Source organism: Salipiger sp. ABN3_019, assembly GCF_056158605.1.
Genome location: NZ_JBSWTP010000010.1, coordinates 162,074 through 178,824 on the forward strand (window position 1 = coordinate 162,074; position 16,751 = coordinate 178,824).

General features: G+C 67.4%; 15 protein-coding genes. 10 read left to right on the forward strand and 5 right to left on the reverse strand.

Annotated features, from left to right (window positions below; all coding sequences use genetic code 11):
• Window positions 1-66: 66 nt before the first annotated feature.
• Window positions 67-270: a DUF1674 domain-containing protein gene (locus ACXAD2_RS22790; RefSeq protein ID WP_066108468.1), complete on the reverse strand. Its 204-nt coding sequence runs from the start codon at window positions 268-270 to the stop codon at window positions 67-69.
• Window positions 271-371: 101 nt separating this feature from the next.
• On the opposite strand from ACXAD2_RS22790, the gene ACXAD2_RS22795 reads away from it, so the two are divergent.
• From ACXAD2_RS22795 to ACXAD2_RS22830, 8 genes are all read left to right on the forward strand, one after another.
• Entirely contained in the window at window positions 372-1,694 is a 1,323-nt protein-coding gene (locus tag ACXAD2_RS22795) for an RsmB/NOP family class I SAM-dependent RNA methyltransferase (protein WP_475175433.1), read from the forward strand.
• Window positions 1,695-1,860: 166 nt separating this feature from the next.
• Window positions 1,861-3,609: a heparinase II/III family protein gene (locus tag ACXAD2_RS22800; RefSeq protein ID WP_475175440.1), complete on the forward strand. Its 1,749-nt coding sequence runs from the start codon at window positions 1,861-1,863 to the stop codon at window positions 3,607-3,609.
• Window positions 3,610-3,628: 19 nt separating this feature from the next.
• A complete protein-coding gene (purH, locus tag ACXAD2_RS22805) occupies window positions 3,629-5,218 on the forward strand; it encodes a bifunctional phosphoribosylaminoimidazolecarboxamide formyltransferase/IMP cyclohydrolase (RefSeq protein ID WP_475175444.1) in 1,590 nt (529 codons plus the stop codon).
• Window positions 5,219-5,384: 166 nt separating this feature from the next.
• Complete coding sequence (locus tag ACXAD2_RS22810) at window positions 5,385-6,551, forward strand: serine hydrolase (protein WP_475175447.1); 1,167 nt, start codon at window positions 5,385-5,387, stop codon at window positions 6,549-6,551.
• Window positions 6,552-6,635: 84 nt separating this feature from the next.
• Complete coding sequence (lspA, locus tag ACXAD2_RS22815) at window positions 6,636-7,124, forward strand: signal peptidase II (protein WP_164179403.1); 489 nt, start codon at window positions 6,636-6,638, stop codon at window positions 7,122-7,124.
• Window positions 7,125-7,179: 55 nt separating this feature from the next.
• Window positions 7,180-7,695 (forward strand): DUF3035 domain-containing protein, encoded by a 516-nt coding sequence (locus ACXAD2_RS22820; protein WP_475175453.1) that lies wholly within the window; start codon window positions 7,180-7,182, stop codon window positions 7,693-7,695.
• Between the two features lie 101 nt (window positions 7,696-7,796).
• Window positions 7,797-9,200 carry a M16 family metallopeptidase gene (locus ACXAD2_RS22825; protein WP_475175456.1) on the forward strand — a complete coding sequence of 468 codons (1,404 nt, stop codon included), beginning with the start codon at window positions 7,797-7,799 and terminating at the stop codon, window positions 9,198-9,200.
• A gap of 14 nt (window positions 9,201-9,214) precedes the next feature.
• A complete protein-coding gene (locus tag ACXAD2_RS22830; protein ID WP_475178360.1) occupies window positions 9,215-10,531 on the forward strand; it encodes a M16 family metallopeptidase in 1,317 nt (438 codons plus the stop codon).
• 150 nt (window positions 10,532-10,681) lie between these two features.
• Here the strand turns inward: ACXAD2_RS22830 and dapA are convergent, their stop codons facing one another.
• A complete protein-coding gene (dapA, locus tag ACXAD2_RS22835) occupies window positions 10,682-11,557 on the reverse strand; it encodes a 4-hydroxy-tetrahydrodipicolinate synthase (protein WP_164179409.1) in 876 nt (291 codons plus the stop codon).
• Between the two features lie 140 nt (window positions 11,558-11,697).
• Here dapA and ACXAD2_RS22840 point away from each other — a divergent pair, with 140 nt between their 5' ends.
• A complete protein-coding gene (locus ACXAD2_RS22840) occupies window positions 11,698-13,653 on the forward strand; it encodes a lytic transglycosylase domain-containing protein (RefSeq protein WP_475175459.1) in 1,956 nt (651 codons plus the stop codon).
• Window positions 13,654-13,692: 39 nt separating this feature from the next.
• Here the strand turns inward: ACXAD2_RS22840 and ACXAD2_RS22845 are convergent, their stop codons facing one another.
• From ACXAD2_RS22845 to ACXAD2_RS22855, 3 genes are all read right to left on the reverse strand, one after another.
• Complete coding sequence (locus ACXAD2_RS22845) at window positions 13,693-14,886, reverse strand: UbiH/UbiF family hydroxylase (protein ID WP_475175462.1); 1,194 nt, start codon at window positions 14,884-14,886, stop codon at window positions 13,693-13,695.
• 56 nt (window positions 14,887-14,942) lie between these two features.
• A complete protein-coding gene (locus ACXAD2_RS22850) occupies window positions 14,943-15,170 on the reverse strand; it encodes a hypothetical protein (protein WP_066108488.1) in 228 nt (75 codons plus the stop codon).
• 118 nt (window positions 15,171-15,288) lie between these two features.
• Window positions 15,289-15,933, reverse strand: coding sequence for a pyrimidine 5'-nucleotidase (locus ACXAD2_RS22855; protein WP_475175465.1), 645 nt, complete (start codon window positions 15,931-15,933; stop codon window positions 15,289-15,291).
• A 170-nt stretch (window positions 15,934-16,103) separates the two neighbouring features.
• On the opposite strand from ACXAD2_RS22855, the gene ACXAD2_RS22860 reads away from it, so the two are divergent.
• Window positions 16,104-16,748 (forward strand): GntR family transcriptional regulator, encoded by a 645-nt coding sequence (locus tag ACXAD2_RS22860; protein ID WP_066108491.1) that lies wholly within the window; start codon window positions 16,104-16,106, stop codon window positions 16,746-16,748.
• The last annotated feature ends 3 nt before the right edge of the window (window positions 16,749-16,751 follow it).

Here is a 16,751-nt window from a genome sequence, read left to right on the forward strand (position 1 = left end):
AATCCGACGATTGCCAAGGCGGGCGGGCGCGTCAACAGGCGCTGGCGTCGCGGGAGGTGCGCGATCTCAGAAGTCGATCGCGATGCCTTTCTTCTCCCAGTCGCCATAGCGCGCCGGGTCGAGCCCGTCGCGGCCGCCGTATTCCTTGGCCTGCGGGGCCTTGGCGCGGGCCTCGGCTTCGGCCTTGCGGCGCGCTTCGGCCTCGGCCAGCGCGCGCTGCGCGGCGGGGGGAAGATCGGCGGAAATCTCGGGGCGTGTCTCGTCGCTCATGGCTATGCCCTCCTCGGGCGCGCTTTCCTTGCGTGGGTCCCCTTGATATAGGCCCCGGGATCAGGCGCGGGCAAGACCCGCAGGTTCGCGGAGTGGGTCCGATGGCAGAGAGCACAAAACGCCCCGGCAAGGGCAAGCGTCCGGGCAAGACCAAGGAGACCCCGTCGGCGAGCCCCGCGCGGGCCGCGGCGGTGGCGTTGCTTGGGCAGGTGCTGGGGCAAGGGCGCCAGCTGAGCGACGCCATGCAGGCCGGATCCTTTGCGCGGCTCGATCCGGCGGACCGCGCGGCGGCGCAGCGGCTGGCGACCGATGTGCTGCGCAACCTGCCACGCTGCGATCAGGTGCTGAAGCCGCGACTGCGCAAGGCGCCGCCGCTGTCGGTGCGCAACGTGCTGCGGCTTGGCGCCTATGAGCTTTGCACCGGCGGCGCGGCGCATGGGGTGGTGAACGATTGCGTCAGCCTGATTTCCGCCGATCGTAAGACCAAGACCATGTCGGGCATGGTCAACGCTGTGCTGCGAAGGCTCGCCGACGAGGGCCCCGAGCTGTGGGCCAAACTGCGCGTGCCGCGCCTGCCGCGCTGGCTGCGCGATCCGCTGGTCGCGGCATGGGGCAGCCCTGCTGTTGCGGAGATGGAGCGCGCACATCTGGCGGGCGCTCCGCTTGATATTTCCGTCAGCGCGGATGCCGAAGGCTGGGCCGAGCGGCTTGGGGCCGACCTTCTGCCCACCGGCTCGCTGCGGCTGGCGGATCCCGGTCAGGTCTCGGCGCTGCCCGGCTTCGACGAGGGCGGATGGTGGGTGCAGGATGCCGCCGCGGCGCTGCCCGCCAAGCTGCTGGGCGACGTGAAGGGCCTGCACGTGCTGGACATGTGCGCCGCGCCGGGGGGCAAGACGCTGCAACTGGCCGCAGGCGGGGCCGAGGTCACGGCGCTCGATCTTTCGGAAGGCCGCATGGCGCGGGTGCTCGAGAACCTCATCCGCACCGGGCTGAAGGCCAAGACGCAGGTGGGCGACGCGCTGGAGGCGACCGGCAGCTATGATGCGATCTTGCTGGACGCGCCCTGTTCGGCCACCGGCACTATCCGCCGCCACCCCGATCTGCCCCATGCCAAGCAAGGCGAGGGCATTTCGGAGCTGATCGGCCTGCAGGAGGCGATGCTCGATCACGCGCTGTCGCTGCTGAAGCCGGGCGGGCGTCTGGTGTTCTGTACCTGCTCGCTGCTGCCCGATGAGGGCGAATGCCACATCGAAGAGGCGCTGACGCGCCACGACGGGCTGAAGGTGCTGCCGCTCGACGCGCCGTGGATCGAAGAGGGCTGGCGCAGCGAGGAAGGCGGCCTGCGGCTGCGTCCGGACTTCTGGCCCGAGCGCGGCGGCATGGACGGCTTTTACATGGCGGTTCTGGAAAAGCCCGCCGGGTAAGCCTGCCTCGTTTCCGGGCGGCGGGGCCGCCCGGCGTTGCGCGTAGGTCGCAAAGGCCGGTGTTTGGCATCGCGTTTGCGCGATTTAAGCCGCTTGCCCGGTGACTTGCGCCTCTGCCGGGTCTACCCTTGCCGCAAAAGCCCCGAGGCGGGCAGAAGGGCAGGGCATGGTAGATATGGCGAGCTGGTCGGTCACCACCACGCAGTTTCTCAACCGCGTGCATTCGCGGCTCGCCGCGCGGGCCGGAAGCGCCACCGCCTTTGTCTCGCAGCCCGAGCCTCGCGCGACCGGCCAATTTGCCCGCGGGCGGCAGCTCTGCGCCGGGAACCTGATGTTCGCCGGCTATCTGGCCGAAGCACCGGGCACCAGCATCTGGGACATCGAGGTCGACGACAGCGCGTGGCAGGAAGAGATCCACGCCTTCGGCTGGCTCGACGATCTTGCGGCGGTGGGGGACGCGCAGGCGCGGGACCTCGCGCAGAACTGGCTGATGGGCTGGATCGACCGCTTTGGGCGCGGCACCGGGCCGGGCTGGGTGCCCGAGCTTTCGGGGCGGCGGCTGATCCGCTGGATCCACCACGCGCTGTTCCTGCTGCGCGGCATGACCCCCGAGCAATCGACGCGCTTCTACCGCGCGCTGGCGGCGCAGACCCGCTTTCTGGCCAAGCGGCGGGGTGCGGCGTTGCCCGGACTGCCGCGCTTCGAGGCGCTCACCGGGCTGATCTATGCGTCGCTTTCGCTGGAAGGGATGGGCGCATATCTCGATCCGGCGCGCCGCGCCTTGGATCTGGAGTGCACCCGGCAGATCGACGTGGCGGGCGGGCTGCCGACGCGCAACCCCGAAGAACTGCTTGAGGTCTTCACCCTGCTGACATGGGCGCGCGCGGCACTGGAAGAGGGCGATATCGAGCCCGGTCCCGCGCATCTGAACGCGATCACCCGCATCGCGCCGAGCCTGCGCGCGCTGCGTCATGCCGATGGCGGGCTGGCGCGGTTCCACGGTGGCGGGCGCGGCGCCGAGGGGCGGCTCGATCAGGCGCTGGCGGCCTCTGGCGTGCGGCGCCGCCCGGTCGAGGGGCTGGCCATGGGCTTCGCGCGGCTGGCAGGCGGGCGCAGCACGGTGATCATCGACGCCGCCGCGCCTCCGGCGGGGCGCGCCTCCGCCGAGGCGCATGCCGCGACGCTGGGCTTTGAGCTGACCTCGGGGCGGCGACCGCTGATCGTCAGTTGCGGTGCGGGTAAAGTCTTTGGTGAGGAATGGCGCCGCGCGGGACGCGCCACGCCCTCGCATTCAACGCTGTGCCTTGATGCCTCGTCCAGTTCCAAGCTCGGCGCGCGGCGCCGGATCGGCGGCATCGAGCGCGAATTGATCGTCGAGGCGCCGGGCGATGTGCCGGTGGAGCTCGAGCAGGACGCCTCTGGATGGCGCTTCGAAGGCGCGCATGACGGCTGGAAGCGCAGCCACGGGCTGACCCACGCGCGCAAGCTGGAACTGACGCTGGATGGGCGCATGCTGTCGGGTGAAGACATGCTGTTTGCGCTCGACGCCGGGGATCGCAAAGCCTTTGACCGGCGGATCGACAAGGCGGGGCTTTCGGGCATTCCCTATGAGATTCGTTTTCACCTGCATCCCGACGTGGATGCCGAGATCGACATGGGTGGCACGGCGGTCTCTCTGGCGCTGCGGTCGGGCGAGATCTGGGTGTTTCGCACCGAGCCGGGCGCGGATTTATCCCTTGAAAGCTCGGTTTACCTCGAAAAGGGCCGTTTGAGGCCCCGCGGGGCGCAACAGATCGTTTTATCCGGGCGCGCGATAGAGTATGCGACGCGCATCCGCTGGTCGCTGGGTAAAGCGCAGGACACCGCTGTCGCGATCCGAGACCTTGCCCAGGACGAGCCGGATGTGACGCTCTGAACCATCTGGGACCCTCCTTATGCCTGATCTGCACCCCGTCGCCCGCGCTCTGATTTCCGTCTCCGACAAGACCGGTCTCATCGACCTGGCCAAGGCGCTGAGCGCAAGGGGTGTCGAGCTGCTCTCCACCGGCGGCTCCGCCAAGGCGATCCGCGAGGCGGGCCTCACGGTGCGCGACGTGTCGGATGTGACCGAATTCCCCGAGATGATGGACGGCCGCGTCAAGACGCTGCACCCGCGCGTCCACGGCGGCCTGCTGGCGCTGCGTGACAACCCCGCGCATGTCGAGGCGATGAAGGCGCATGGCATCACCGGGATCGACCTGCTGGTGGTCAACCTCTACCCGTTCGAGGAAACCGTCGCCAAGGGCGCCGATTATGACACCTGCATCGAGAACATCGACATCGGCGGTCCGGCGATGATCCGCGCCGCGGCGAAGAACCACGCCTTCGTCAACGTCGTGACCGATGTGGCCGACTACGAGGCGCTGCTTGCCGAGCTTGACGCCAATGACGGCGCGACCACCTATGCCTTCCGCCAGAAGCTGGCGCAGGTCGCCTATGCCCGCACCGGCGCCTATGACGCCGCGGTCTCGACCTGGATGGCCGCTGCGCTGAGCGACGACGCGCCGCGCCGCCGGGTATTCTCGGGCGAGATCGCCCAGACCCTTCGCTATGGTGAGAACCCGCACCAGAAAGCCGCCTTCTACCGTGACGGTTCGGACCGTCCGGGTGTGGCGACCGCCGTGCAGCATCAGGGCAAGGAACTGAGCTACAACAACATCAACGACACCGATGCCGCCTTCGAGCTGGTCTCGGAGTTCCTGCCCGCCGACGGCCCGGCCTGCGCGATCATCAAGCACGCCAACCCCTGCGGCGTCGCCAAGGGCGCGACCCTGAAGGAAGCCTACCAGAAGGCCTTCGACTGCGACCGCACCTCGGCCTTCGGCGGCATCGTCGCGCTGAACAAGCCGCTGGATGCCGAGACCGCCGAGGCGATCACCGAGATCTTCACCGAGGTGGTGATCGCGCCGGGCGCCGATGATGCGGCCAAGGAGATCTTTGCCAAGAAGAAGAACCTGCGCCTGCTGACCACCAACGGCCTTGCCAACACCGCAGAGCCGGGGCTCGCCTATCGTCAGGTGTCGGGCGGCATGCTCGTGCAGGACAAGGACAACGGTCTGATCACGCTGGAAGATCTCAAAGTGGTCACCAAGCGCCAGCCCTCGGACGCGGAACTGCAGGACCTGCTGTTCGCGTGGAAAGTCGCCAAGCACGTGAAGTCGAACGCCATCGTCTACGTCAAGAACGGCGCCACAGTCGGTGTGGGCGCGGGCCAGATGAGCCGCGTCGACTCGGCGCTGATCGCCGCCAAGAAGGCCGAACGCATGGCCGAGGCGCTGGAGCTTCCCGAGGCGCTGACCAAAGGCTCTGCCGTGGCCTCCGACGCCTTCTTCCCCTTTGCTGACGGTCTGCTCGAAGCGGCGGCTGCAGGCGCGACCACGGTGATCCAGCCGGGCGGCTCGATGCGCGACAATGAGGTGATCGCGGCGGCTGACGAGGCGGGCCTTGCCATGGTCTTCACCGGGATGCGCCACTTCCGGCACTGAAACCGGGCAGGGACAGGGGCAGGGACGGGGGCTCTGCCCCCTCTTGGCCGATGGCCAATTCACCCCCGGACGTATTTGTGGAAAGATGAAAGAGGGGCCCTGCCGGGGCCTCTCTTTGCATTTGCGCAATTGGATTTGCCCGATGGGATTTGAGGGAGTGATTGGCGTGAAGGGATTTCTGGCGGTCGCGCTGATGCTGGCCGGGATGGGCTTTGCGGCGCCGGCGGCGGCGCAAGAGGCCGAGCGCGCGGCGCTGCAGGCGCTTTTGAGCGATGGGGCAGGGGCGGTGACGGTCACGCCCGAGTTTGCCCAAGCGGTGCCCGAGGCGCAGCTGGATGGCCTTTTGCAGACATTGGCGGCGCAGGTGGGGCCGGTCGAGGAGATTGATCTGCAGCCCAGCGGCGCCGGCGAGTTGCGCAGCGCCACTCATCAGGTGCCGGTGCGCATCGTGCTTGATGATCAAGGCCGGATCGCCGGGCTGAGGTTCGGCGCGCCAGAGCCGCTGGTGGCCGATCTGCGCGCGGCGGTGGCGGGGCTGGAGGGGCTCGGCGCCGAGGTCGCTTGGCTGGTGCAGCGCGATGGCGAGGTGCTGGCGGCGCAGGGCGCGGCGCATCCGCTGGCGGTGGCCTCGGCCTTCAAGCTGGGGATCCTTTCGGTGCTGGCGCGCGAGGTGCGGGCCGGCAAGACCGATTGGGATCGGGTGCTGCGGATCGCGGAGCCGCACCGCTCGCTGCCCACCGGGCGGCTGCAGGATTTCCCGACGGATGCGCCGGTGACGCTGCACACCGCCGCGCTGCTGATGATTGCCGAGAGCGACAATACCGCCACCGATCTGCTGCTTGATCTGCTGGGCCGCGAGACCGTGGCCGAGGAATTGGGGATCGCGCCCGAGGCGCTGCTCTCGACGCGGGAGTTCTTTGCGCTGAAGGCCGATCCCGTGGCGGCGCAGGTCTGGCGCGATGCCGAGCCCGAAGCGCGGCCATCCATCGCCGCCGAAGCCGCGATCCTGCCGCCCGATGTTGCGGCGGTGAATGGCCCGTCGGTGCCCGGCATCGAGTGGTATCTGCCGCTCGAGACCCTTTGCGCGCTGATCGAGCCGATGGCCGATCTGCCGCTGCTGCAACTCAATCCCGGCCCGGCCTCGGGTCTTGCCCCGGCGGCCTACAAGGGCGGCTCGGAGCCCGGCGTGCTGAATTTCACCCTTGCCCTGCACGACAGCGAGGAGCGGCTGATCTGCGCCGCGCTTACCGTCAACGACCCCGGCCCGATCGACGAGATCGCGGCCAGCGGCGCCTTCCGCGCGCTGCTGCGCCGCGCCATGGCGCAGCCGTGAGCCGGGCGGGGCTTTCCCTCTGCCGGCGCTGCCTGTAGACCGATGCGCGTGGAGCGGGGCGGGGCCCCGGCAATAGGAGACCTCATGCGTCTGGTATCGGTGACCGCGCTGATCACCTTCGTGGTGGATCAGCTTTCGAAATGGCTCGTGGTGCATGTGATGGGGCTCGCGCAGCGGCAGGCGATCGACGTGCTGCCGCCGTTCCTCAACTTCCGCATGGCGTGGAACCGCGGCGTGAATTTCGGACTGTTCGCCGATGACGCGGCAGCGGCGCGCTGGACGTTGATCGCCGTGGCGCTGGGGATCGTTCTGTTTGTGGCGGTCTGGCTGCGGCGCGATCCGCCGGGGCGGCTGGGGCTGATCTCGGGCGGTCTGTTGATCGGCGGCGCGCTTGGCAATGTGGTCGACCGGCTGCTCTATGGCGCGGTGGCGGACTTCCTCAACATGTCGTGCTGCGGGCTCGACAACCCCTTTGCCTTCAACGTCGCCGATATCGCAATTTTTGCCGGTGCCGTGGGGCTTGTGCTGTTTTCCGGCAATTCCCAGCCGGGCAAGCGTAAAAAGGCCCCGTGACGGGGCGCGCCGGATCGTATAGAGCGGACCCAGAGGCAAGAACCGGAGTATGGCCATGAAGCTGCCGCATCTCGTGCTGATGCTCGGAGTGACCGGGCTCGTCGCCTGCACGACGAGTGATCGCACGCTGCACCAAATGCGCAACAACCGCGGCACCCCCGAGGAGTTCGCCATTGTGCCGAACAAGCCGCTGCAGATGCCGCAGAGCTTTGCCGAGCTTCCTGCGCCGACGCCGGGCAGCGCCAACCGCACCGAGCAGACGCCGCGTCAGGACGCGGTGGCGGCGCTTGGTGGCAACCCCGCGCAATTGGCGGTGGGCGACGTGCCGGGCCGCGATGCCGCGCTGGTGAACCGCGCCTCGCGCTTTGGTCGTGACGGCAATATCCGCGCGCAGCTGGCGGTCGAGGATGCGCAGTTCCGCAAGGATCGCTCGATCTTCAACTGGCGGCTCTTTAAGGACGATGAGTACAACCGGGCGTATCGCACGCAGATGCTCGACCCCTATGCCGTGCTGAACGCCTATCGCGGCGCGGGTGCCCGCACCCCTTCGGCACCACCCGGAGGCGAGTGAGCGCGCAGCGCATCACGATCGTGCAAGCCCAGCTTGGAAAGCCTGCTCCCGCCGCCTAGGTTGGGAGCAGTTTTCATTTTAGCGGAGATTGGGGCTTGCAGATGAAGTCATGGACCGCGGCGCTGGCCGCGATGGTGCTTTCCGCGATGCCGCTGCGCGCCGAGACGCCGCAGAAGACACCGGTCACCACCTTCTCGCTCGACAACGGCATGCAGGTCGTGGTGGTCGAGGATCACCGCGCGCCAGTGGTGGTGCATATGGTCTGGTACAAGGCAGGCTCGGCGGATGAGACCGCCGGCACCTCGGGCATCGCGCATTTCCTCGAGCATCTGATGTTCAAGGGCACCGACGAGTTGGAGTCCGGGGAGTTTTCGAAGGTGGTGGCGCAGAACGGCGGCACCGACAACGCCTTCACCTCCTTCGACCAGACCGCCTATCACCAGCGCGTCGCCGCCGACCGGCTGGGGCTGATGATGGAGATGGAGGCCGACCGGATGGTCAACCTGCATCTCACCGAGGAAGAGATTGCCACCGAGCGCGACGTGATCCTCGAAGAGCGCAGCATGCGCATCGACAATGACCCCGGCGCGCTGCTGCGCGAGCAGATGGGCGCCTCGCTTTACCTCAACCACCGCTACGGCGTGCCGGTGATCGGCTGGCGCCGTGAGATGGAAGAGCTCGACCGCGACGACGCGCTGGCCTTCTACAAACGGTTCTACGCCCCCAATAACGCCATCCTCGTTGTTGCCGGTGACACCACGCCGGATGAGGTGCGCAGCCTTGCCGAAGAGACCTATGGCAAGCTGCAGCCGAACCCCGACCTCGCTGCCGAGCGGGTGCGCCCGCAGGAGCCGCCGCAGCTTGCCGCGCGCCATATCGAGATGGAAGATCCGCGCGTTGCCCAGCCCTATGTGATGCGCCGCTACCTCGCGCCCGAACGCGACCCGGGCGATCAGACAGAGGCCGCCGCGCTGACCCTGCTGGCCGAAGTGCTTGGCGGCGGTCAGACCTCGGTGCTGAACCAGTCGCTGCAATTCGATCAGAAAAAGGCGATCTACGTGGGGGCCTTCTACGATGGCACCTCTTATGACGACGGCAGCTTCGGCTTTGGGTTGGTCCCGGCCCCCGGCGTGTCGCTGGAAGAGGCCGAAGAGGCGCTCGACGCGGAACTGGCGCAGTTCATCGAAGATGGCGTCGATCCCGAGCAGCTTGACCGGATCAAGTTCCAGATGCGCGCTGCCGAGACCTATGAGCGTGACGACGTCGCCAGCGTGGCGCAGCGCTATGGCAATGCGCTGACCTCAGGGCTGACCATCGACGACGTTCAGGCATGGCCCGAACTGCTGCAGGAGGTCACCGGCGAGGACATCGTCGCCGCCGCCCGCGAGGTTCTGGACAAGCGCCATTCGGTGACCGGCTACCTGAGCAGCCCCGCCGGGACGTCGCAGGCCGCTCAGCCCGGCGCCGTTCCGCCCTCCATGCCGCAGACCGAGGTGACCCAATGAACGCTCGCACCGTAATGATGCCGCTCTTTGCGGCGGCCACCTCGCTGATGTTTGCCCTGCCCGCCGCGGCGGAGGTCGACATCCAGCAGATCGAAACCCCCATGGGCTTCAAAGCGTGGCTGGTCGAAGAGCCCTCGATCCCTTTCACCTCGCTCGAGATCCGCTTCAAAGGCGGAACTTCGCTGGATGCGCCGGGCAAGCGCGGTGCCACCAACCTGATGGTGGGGCTGCTGGAAGAGGGCGCTGGCGGATATGACGCGCAGGGGTTCGCAGCCGAATCCGAGGCGCTGGCCGCCAGCTTCGGATATGACGCGGGGCCGGATTCGGTGTCGGTCTCGGCGCGCTTTCTGACCGAGAACCGCGATGAGGCCGCCGAGCTTCTGCGCCAGAGCCTGATCGAGCCGAGCTTTTCCGAGACCGCGATCGAGCGCGTGCGCCAGCAGGTGATCTCGGGCATTCGCAGCGACGCGAAGGATCCCGATTCCATTGCCAGCGCGACGTTCGACGAGGCCGTCTTTGGCGATCACCCCTACGCCACCGATCAATCCGGCACGGTGGGGAGCGTCAAAGCCCTGACCCGCGATGACATCGTCGACGCGTGGCAGGGGGCCATGGCCAAGGACCGGGTTTATATCGCCGCCACCGGCGACATCAGCCCCGATGAGTTGTCGGCGCTGATCGACAATCTTCTGGGTGATCTGCCCGAGACCGGCACGGCGATGCCCGAGGGCTATGACGTCGAGACCACGGCGGGCACCACCGTGGTGCCCTTCGACACGCCGCAATCGGTGGCCATTTTCGGGCACAAGGGCATGAAGCGCGACGATCCCGATTTCTTCGCCGCCTATGTGATGAACACGATCCTTGGCGGCGGCGGCTTTGAGGCGCGGCTGATGAGCGAGGTGCGCGAAAAGCGCGGGCTGACCTATGGCGTCTATTCCTACCTCGTGCCGATGGATCACGCCGAGCTTTACCTCGGCCGTGTTGCCTCATCCAACGACCGTATCGGCGAGGCGATCGAGGTGATCCGGGACGAATGGGCGAAGATGGCCGAGAACGGTGCAACCGAGGCCGAGCTCGAGCAGGCCAAGACCTATCTCACCGGCGCCTATCCGCTGCGCTTCGATGGTAATGGGCCGATCGCGCGCATCCTCGTGGGCATGCAGATGGACGGGCTGACCCCCGATTACATCGCCACGCGCAACGACAATATCGAGGCGGTCACGCTCGCGGACGTCAAACGCGTCGCGGGCGAGCTTCTGAAGCCGGACGCGCTGCGCTTTGTGGTGGTGGGCCAGCCGGAAGGCGTCGAAAGCGACGACGCGGGCTGAGCGCGCGCCGCGCGTAATCCACAATCGAGCCATAGAAAAAGGGGCGGGCCAGAAACAGGCCCGCCCCTTCGTCTAGATCGAAATATCCCGGGGGTACGGGGGCAGAGCCCCCGTTTTAACTGCATTCGGTGCAGAGCCCCGGTCAGAAGCTCAGTTCATCAGCCCCGCGTGGCGCAGCGCCGCGTCGATGCGCGCGCGCACCGGCTCGGTCACCGGCAGCAGCGGCAGGCGCATTTCCTCGTCGCAGAGGCCAAGGCGGCTCATGGCGTATTTCGCGCCGCAGAGGCCGGGCTCGGCAAAGATCGCCTGATGCAGCGGCATCAGCCGGTCCTGCAGGTCCAGCGCCTTGCCGTAGTCCCCGGCGAGGGTCGCCGCCTGCACCTGCGCACAGAGCGCCGGAGCGACGTTTGCGGTGACCGAGATCACGCCGACGCCGCCTTGCGCGTTGAAGCCATGCGCGGTGGCGTCTTCACCCGAGATCTGCAGGAAGTCCTTGCCGCAGGTGATGCGCTGCTGGCTGACCCGTGCGAGATCGCCGGTGGCGTCCTTGACGCCGACGATGCGCGGCAGTTTGGCCAGCTCGCCCATGGTGGCGGGGCTCATGTCCACCACCGAGCGGCCGGGGATGTTGTAGATGATGATCGGCAGATTGGTGGCGTCGTGGATCGCGGTGAAATGCGCGATCAGCCCGGCCTGCGTCGGCTTGTTGTAATAGGGGGTCACAACCAGCGCCGCCTGCGCGCCGACTTTCTCGGCAAACTGGGTGAAATGCACCGCCTCAGCAGTGGAATTCGACCCGGCCCCGGCGATCACCGGGATGCGGCCCGCGGCGGTCTTCACCACGCATTCAATGACCGCTTCATGCTCTTCGTAGCTGAGGGTAGGGCTCTCGCCGGTGGTGCCAACGGGGACCAGCGCCGAGCTGCCCTCTGCCACATGCCAGTCGACGAGTTTCTTGAGCGCGTCAAAATCTACGACGCCGTCTTTAAACGGCGTGACCAGTGCTGGCATCGAACCTTTGAACATGACACGCTCCTTGAATGTTGATGTGTTCGTTTCGCTATCGCGAAGCGCCGGTCTGGAGGGAATGTGAATTGGAACGCTCCAAGCCCCGCGCTAAGCTTCGCCGCGTGTCTATTCCTTTTCGCCAGGGAAATTGCAAGCTCATGTCGCGCCTCCGCGCCGCTCTCCTGCTGCTTCTCGCCATTCTCGCAACGCCCGCGCTGTCTCAGGACCGGCCCCTCGCCAAGGCGATGGCCGACATGCGCTCGGGCAACTGGGCCTCTGCGCTGATCGAGTCGCGCGGCGACGGTCAGGCTGCGCTCGATGTCATCCTTTGGAACTACCTGCGCGCCAGCCGGGGGGAGGCACCGCAGGTGATGGATTTCATCCGCCGCAACCCCGACTGGCCGGGCATGCCCTATCTGCGCGAGAAGAGCGAGATCGCCATCTCCGAGGCGGATCTGCCCACCATCCGCGAGTTTTTCGCCGGTCATCTGCCGCAGACCGGGGCCGGCGCTCTGGCGCTGGCGCGGGCGCATATGGCCGAAAAAGAGCGCGGTGCCGCCGAGGCCGATATCGTGCTGGCGTGGCGCACGCTGCCGCTCAGTTCCGAAGAGCGGCAGACCTTCCTGCGCGACTGGGGTGACTTGCTGAAGCCGCACCATGAAGCGCGGCTCGACATGGCGCTGTGGCAGGGCTGGGAGGACAATGCCCGCGCGCTGCTGCCGCTGGTCTCGGACGGTTGGCGCAAGCTCGCCGAGGCGCGGCTGGCGCTGCGCGGCCTGCAGGCTGGTGTGGATACGCGGATCGAGGCGATTCCCGCCTCCTTGGCCGATGACCCCGGCCTTGCCTACGAGCGTTTCCTGTGGCGGGTGCGCAAGAACCGCGACGAGGATGCCATTTCCTTGCTGCTCGAACGCTCGAGCAGTGCCGATGCGCTTGGAGAGCCCTGGGCCTGGGCCGAGCGTCGTGACGATCTGGCGCATGAGAAGATGCGCCGCGGCGATCCTGAGACCGCCTATGCCATCGCCTCGCGCCACGGGCTGACCGAGGGCGATCAATACGCGGCGCTGGAATGGCTTTCGGGCTTCATCGCGCTGCGGTTCCTCGACGATCCGCAGACCGCGCTCAGCCATTTCCGCAACCACGATGGCGCGGTGACCTCGCCGATCTCAAAGGGCCGTTCCGGCTACTGGATGGGCCGCGCACTGGAGGCGATGGGCGACACCGAGGGCGCGCGCCAAGCCTATGCGCAGGGTGCGCGCTATCAGACGTCGTTTTATGGGCTGCTTGCCGCCGAACGCGCCGGGCTGCCGCCGGATCCCAAGCTGGCGGGCACCGAGGAGTTTCCCGACTGGCGCGAGGCCCCCTTCACCAAGAGCAGCGTCTATAACGCCGCCGTGCTGCTGCTGGCCTCGGGCGAGACCTCGCTGGGCGAGCGCTTCCTGACGCATCTCGCCGAGGGGCTGGACCGGCAGCAGATCGGCCAGCTTGGCCAGATGCTCGCCGAGATGCAGCGCCCGCATGTGGAGGTGATGGTCGGCAAGCGCGCGGCGCAATACGGCATCGAAATGCCGGGGCCGTATTATGCGCTGCACCCGGATCTGCTGAAGGCGAGCTTCCCGATCCCGCGCGAGATGGTTCTGTCGATCGCGCGGCGCGAGTCGGAGTTTGATCCGAGGGTGGTGTCGGGCGCCGGGGCGCGGGGTCTGATGCAGCTGATGCCGGGCACCGCCAAAGAGGTCGCGGGCTGGCTGGGCGTGCCCTACAGTTTCGACGGGTTGCTCGACAATCCGGGCTATAACGCCAAGCTTGGCGCGCGCTACCTGCAAAGCCTGTCTCAGCAGTTCGACGGCAACGTGGTGATGATGGCGGCGGGTTATAACGCGGGGCCGTCGCGGCCGCTCAGCTGGATGAAGATTTTCGGCAACCCGCTGAAGGGCGAGATCGACATGATCGACTGGATCGAAATGATCCCCTTCAACGAGACCCGGAACTACGTGATGCGCGTCTCGGAAAGCCTGCCGGTCTATCGCGCCCGGCTCGGCCTAGACCCGCATCCGGTTCCGTTCAGCGAGGAACTTAAGGGCAGCACGCTGCTGCCGGTGGCCGAGCAATGAGGTGACGGCTGGGCCGCGGGCTGCGGCCCATTCGGTGCGTTAGCCCTTCGCGCCGAGCCCCATCTGCATCAGCGTCTTGCGCACCGATTTCACCCCGTAGAGCGCATCCAGCGCCGTGGCGCGGGCGTCGCGCAGCAGCGGGTTCGACAGCATCGAGGTGCGGTTCAGCGCGGTGATCCCGGCCACGCGGGCGCGGATGTCGGGCATACGCTTACGCGCATAAGCGTCCAGCATCGGGGCCTCGCCAAGCGCGCCCGGCCGGGCCACCGCGAGATCATGCAGCACCTTCATGTCGGCCAGCGACATGTTCAGCCCCTGCGCGCCAATGGGCGGCACCACATGCGCGGCTTCGGCCACCAGCGCAAGGCGCTGGCCGGTGAGGCTTTCGGCGTGCTGGGCGATGATCGGCCAGATGCTGCGGCGCGAGGCCAGTTTCAGCGGCCCGAACAGGTGACACGAGCGTTCGGACATGGCGGCCTCGAAGGCCTCGTCATCCAGCGCCATCAGCGCCTCGGCCTTGGGGCCTTCCTCCATCCACACGACCGCCGACGACGGGCGGCCCTCGAAATCGGGCAGGGGAACCAGTGTGAACGGCCCGCCGGTGCGGTGGATTTCGGTGGACACATTCTCGTGCGGGATCGGATGCGTGGTGGCGAAGGCCAGCGCCTTCTGACCAAAGCGCGTGGTCTTCACGCCGATCCCCGCCGCCTGCCGCATCGGCGAGTTCCGCCCATCGGCGGCGATCACCAGCCGCGTGCGGATGCGGCGCCCGTCGCTGAGCGTGACGCGGGCTTCGGCCTCGCGGGTGAACAGCGCGGTGGTGGCGGTGCCGGGCAGGAAAGTGACGCGCTCCATCTCGTGCAGATGGGCAGAGATCTCGCGCCTCAGCAGCCAGTTGGGAAGGTTCCAGCCGAAGGGCAGTTCAGAGATCTCGGCGCTGTCGAAATCCTTGACGATGCGCGGCTCGGGCAGGTCTCCGCCAGCATCGACGATGCGCATCACCTGCAGCGGCATGGCGTGCGGGGCAAGGCGCTCCCACAGGCCCGCCTCGGCGAGAAAGGCCTGTGCGGGCTGCAGAAAGGCGGTGCTGCGCAGATCGGCGCCCTGCGCCTCGCGCTCGGTCACCGGCGGCGCCGGATCGACGCAAAGCACCGAAAATCCGGCGCTTCCAAAGGCGGCGGCTGCGGTGAGCCCGGCGATCCCGCCGCCCGAGATGAGAATGTCGTAATCCATGACCGCTCTCCTTTGCGCCTCTATCTAGGGCAGGCGGGCGGGTATGGCCATGCGGCTTACTTGCCGACGGTGATCCACAGGATCATGAAGTAGCACACCGGCACCAGCGCCAGCGCGGTCATCGCCAGACCCACCGGGCCGAAGGCAACGGTGTTGATCGCGCCGATCACCAGCAGCAGCGCTGCTACAAGGAAAAGCACGGCTTCGCCGCGGCTCTCGCGCGTGGCGGGGGCATGGTCGGCGTGATCGGCTTGGGTGGTTGCGGTGACGTCGGTCGCGGTCATCGGTATCTCCTGCTTGGGCCCTGCAGCAGATAGGGGGCGCGTCTCCGCGCTCCCATTGTGAAAAATGTCGCATGGCGGCACGGGCGGGGTCTTTCGGCACGGTGGTGCGCGCCGGGGCTCAGCTGAGCCTTGCGAGGAAGGCCGCGAGGTCGTCGGTATGGTGATGGATATGCTCACCTTTTGCCCGTTCCGGCGCGACATGCACCGTGCGCATCCCCATGGCATGGGGTGCGGCAAGATTACGCGGGTCGTCCTCGAACATGGCGGCGGTGGCGGTGTCGGTGCCATCAAGGGCAAACACCGTCTCGAAGGCCTGCGTTTCGGGCTTCGGGCGATACCCGGCGTTTTCGACGCCATAGATCGCGTCGAAAGCGGCATCGAGGCCGCGTGCCTCCAGCACCCGCGCCGCATAGGGCGCGCTGCCGTTGGTGTAGACGATCTTGCGCCCGGGCAGCCCGGCGATCAGCTCGGCCAGATGCGGATCGGGGGTGAGCGCATCGAAGGAGATGTCGTGCACCTCGGTCAGATAGGCGTCAGGGTCGAGCTCGTGGTTGGCCATCAGCCCCGCCAGCGTGGTGCCGTGATCCATCCAATAGCGTTTGCGCAGGGCGTTGGCCTCGGCGGCGCCAAGACCGGTGACGCGCATCACCACGTCGTTCATCTTGCGTTCGATCTGGTCGAACAGGCGCACCGCCGGAGAATAGAGCGTGTTGTCGAGGTCGAAGACCCAGTGGCGCACGTGGGAGAAATGCTGCTTTACCATAGCGCGCAACCTACGCCGCCGGGCGGCGGGCGGCAATGGGTGGCAACGGGCACCGATGCCACCGGACTGCGACCTTGATGCCGCAGCGGCGGGCGCGACAAAGGGGGGCGTTGATCCCAAGGCCCCGCTACCGCTATCTTGTCACATCACTTATGAAGGACCCCCCGCAGATGAGCCAGATCCGGACGCCGAACAAGGATGCCTATACGCTGATCCTCGAGGCGATCGATCAGGGGGTCTATCGGCCCGGCGACCGGCTGGTGGAAAGCGAACTGGCCGAGCGTTTCGGCGTCTCGCGCACGCCGATCCGCGAGGCGCTGCAGCGGCTCGAGACGCAATCTCTGCTGGCGCGCGACGGGCGCTCGCTGATCGTCGCCTCTCTCGATCACAACCAGATGGCCGAGCTGTACGTGGTGCGCACCGAACTTGAAGGGCTGGCGGCCCGGCTCGCGGCGCGGCATGCCACCGAAGAGGAAGTGAAGGTGCTGCGCGACATGATCGAGGAAGACCGCGCGCTGCTCAACGATCCGGCGGCGCTGGCCCGCGCCAACCGGCGCTTTCACCGGATGATCCAACTGGCCTCGCACAACCGCTATCTGGTGCAGCAGCTTGACCTCGTGCACCGCTCCATGGCGCTGATGGCCACCACCTCGCTGGCCGCCGAGGGGCGTGGCACCGATGCGCTGGCGGAACACGCCGCGATTGTCGATGCCATCGCGCGCCGCGACGAAGAGGCCGCGGACCGGGCGCTGCGCGAGCATATCTCTGCCGCCTTCGTGACCCGCCTCAAGCTCGACAGCCGCAAGACCGCCTAACCA

Coding starts and splice junctions, on each gene's coding strand:
- ACXAD2_RS22790 (WP_066108468.1), bottom strand. CDS start 270: ATGAGCGACGAGACACGCCCCGAGATTTCCGCCGATCTTCCCCCCGCC.
- ACXAD2_RS22795 (WP_475175433.1), top strand. CDS start 372: ATGGCAGAGAGCACAAAACGCCCCGGCAAGGGCAAGCGTCCGGGCAAG.
- ACXAD2_RS22800 (WP_475175440.1), top strand. CDS start 1,861: ATGGTAGATATGGCGAGCTGGTCGGTCACCACCACGCAGTTTCTCAAC.
- purH (WP_475175444.1), top strand. CDS start 3,629: ATGCCTGATCTGCACCCCGTCGCCCGCGCTCTGATTTCCGTCTCCGAC.
- lspA (WP_164179403.1), top strand. CDS start 6,636: ATGCGTCTGGTATCGGTGACCGCGCTGATCACCTTCGTGGTGGATCAG.
- ACXAD2_RS22820 (WP_475175453.1), top strand. CDS start 7,180: ATGAAGCTGCCGCATCTCGTGCTGATGCTCGGAGTGACCGGGCTCGTC.
- ACXAD2_RS22825 (WP_475175456.1), top strand. CDS start 7,797: ATGAAGTCATGGACCGCGGCGCTGGCCGCGATGGTGCTTTCCGCGATG.
- ACXAD2_RS22830 (WP_475178360.1), top strand. CDS start 9,215: ATGATGCCGCTCTTTGCGGCGGCCACCTCGCTGATGTTTGCCCTGCCC.
- dapA (WP_164179409.1), bottom strand. CDS start 11,557: ATGTTCAAAGGTTCGATGCCAGCACTGGTCACGCCGTTTAAAGACGGC.
- ACXAD2_RS22840 (WP_475175459.1), top strand. CDS start 11,698: ATGTCGCGCCTCCGCGCCGCTCTCCTGCTGCTTCTCGCCATTCTCGCA.
- ACXAD2_RS22845 (WP_475175462.1), bottom strand. CDS start 14,886: ATGGATTACGACATTCTCATCTCGGGCGGCGGGATCGCCGGGCTCACC.
- ACXAD2_RS22850 (WP_066108488.1), bottom strand. CDS start 15,170: ATGACCGCGACCGACGTCACCGCAACCACCCAAGCCGATCACGCCGAC.
- ACXAD2_RS22855 (WP_475175465.1), bottom strand. CDS start 15,933: ATGGTAAAGCAGCATTTCTCCCACGTGCGCCACTGGGTCTTCGACCTC.
- ACXAD2_RS22860 (WP_066108491.1), top strand. CDS start 16,104: ATGAGCCAGATCCGGACGCCGAACAAGGATGCCTATACGCTGATCCTC.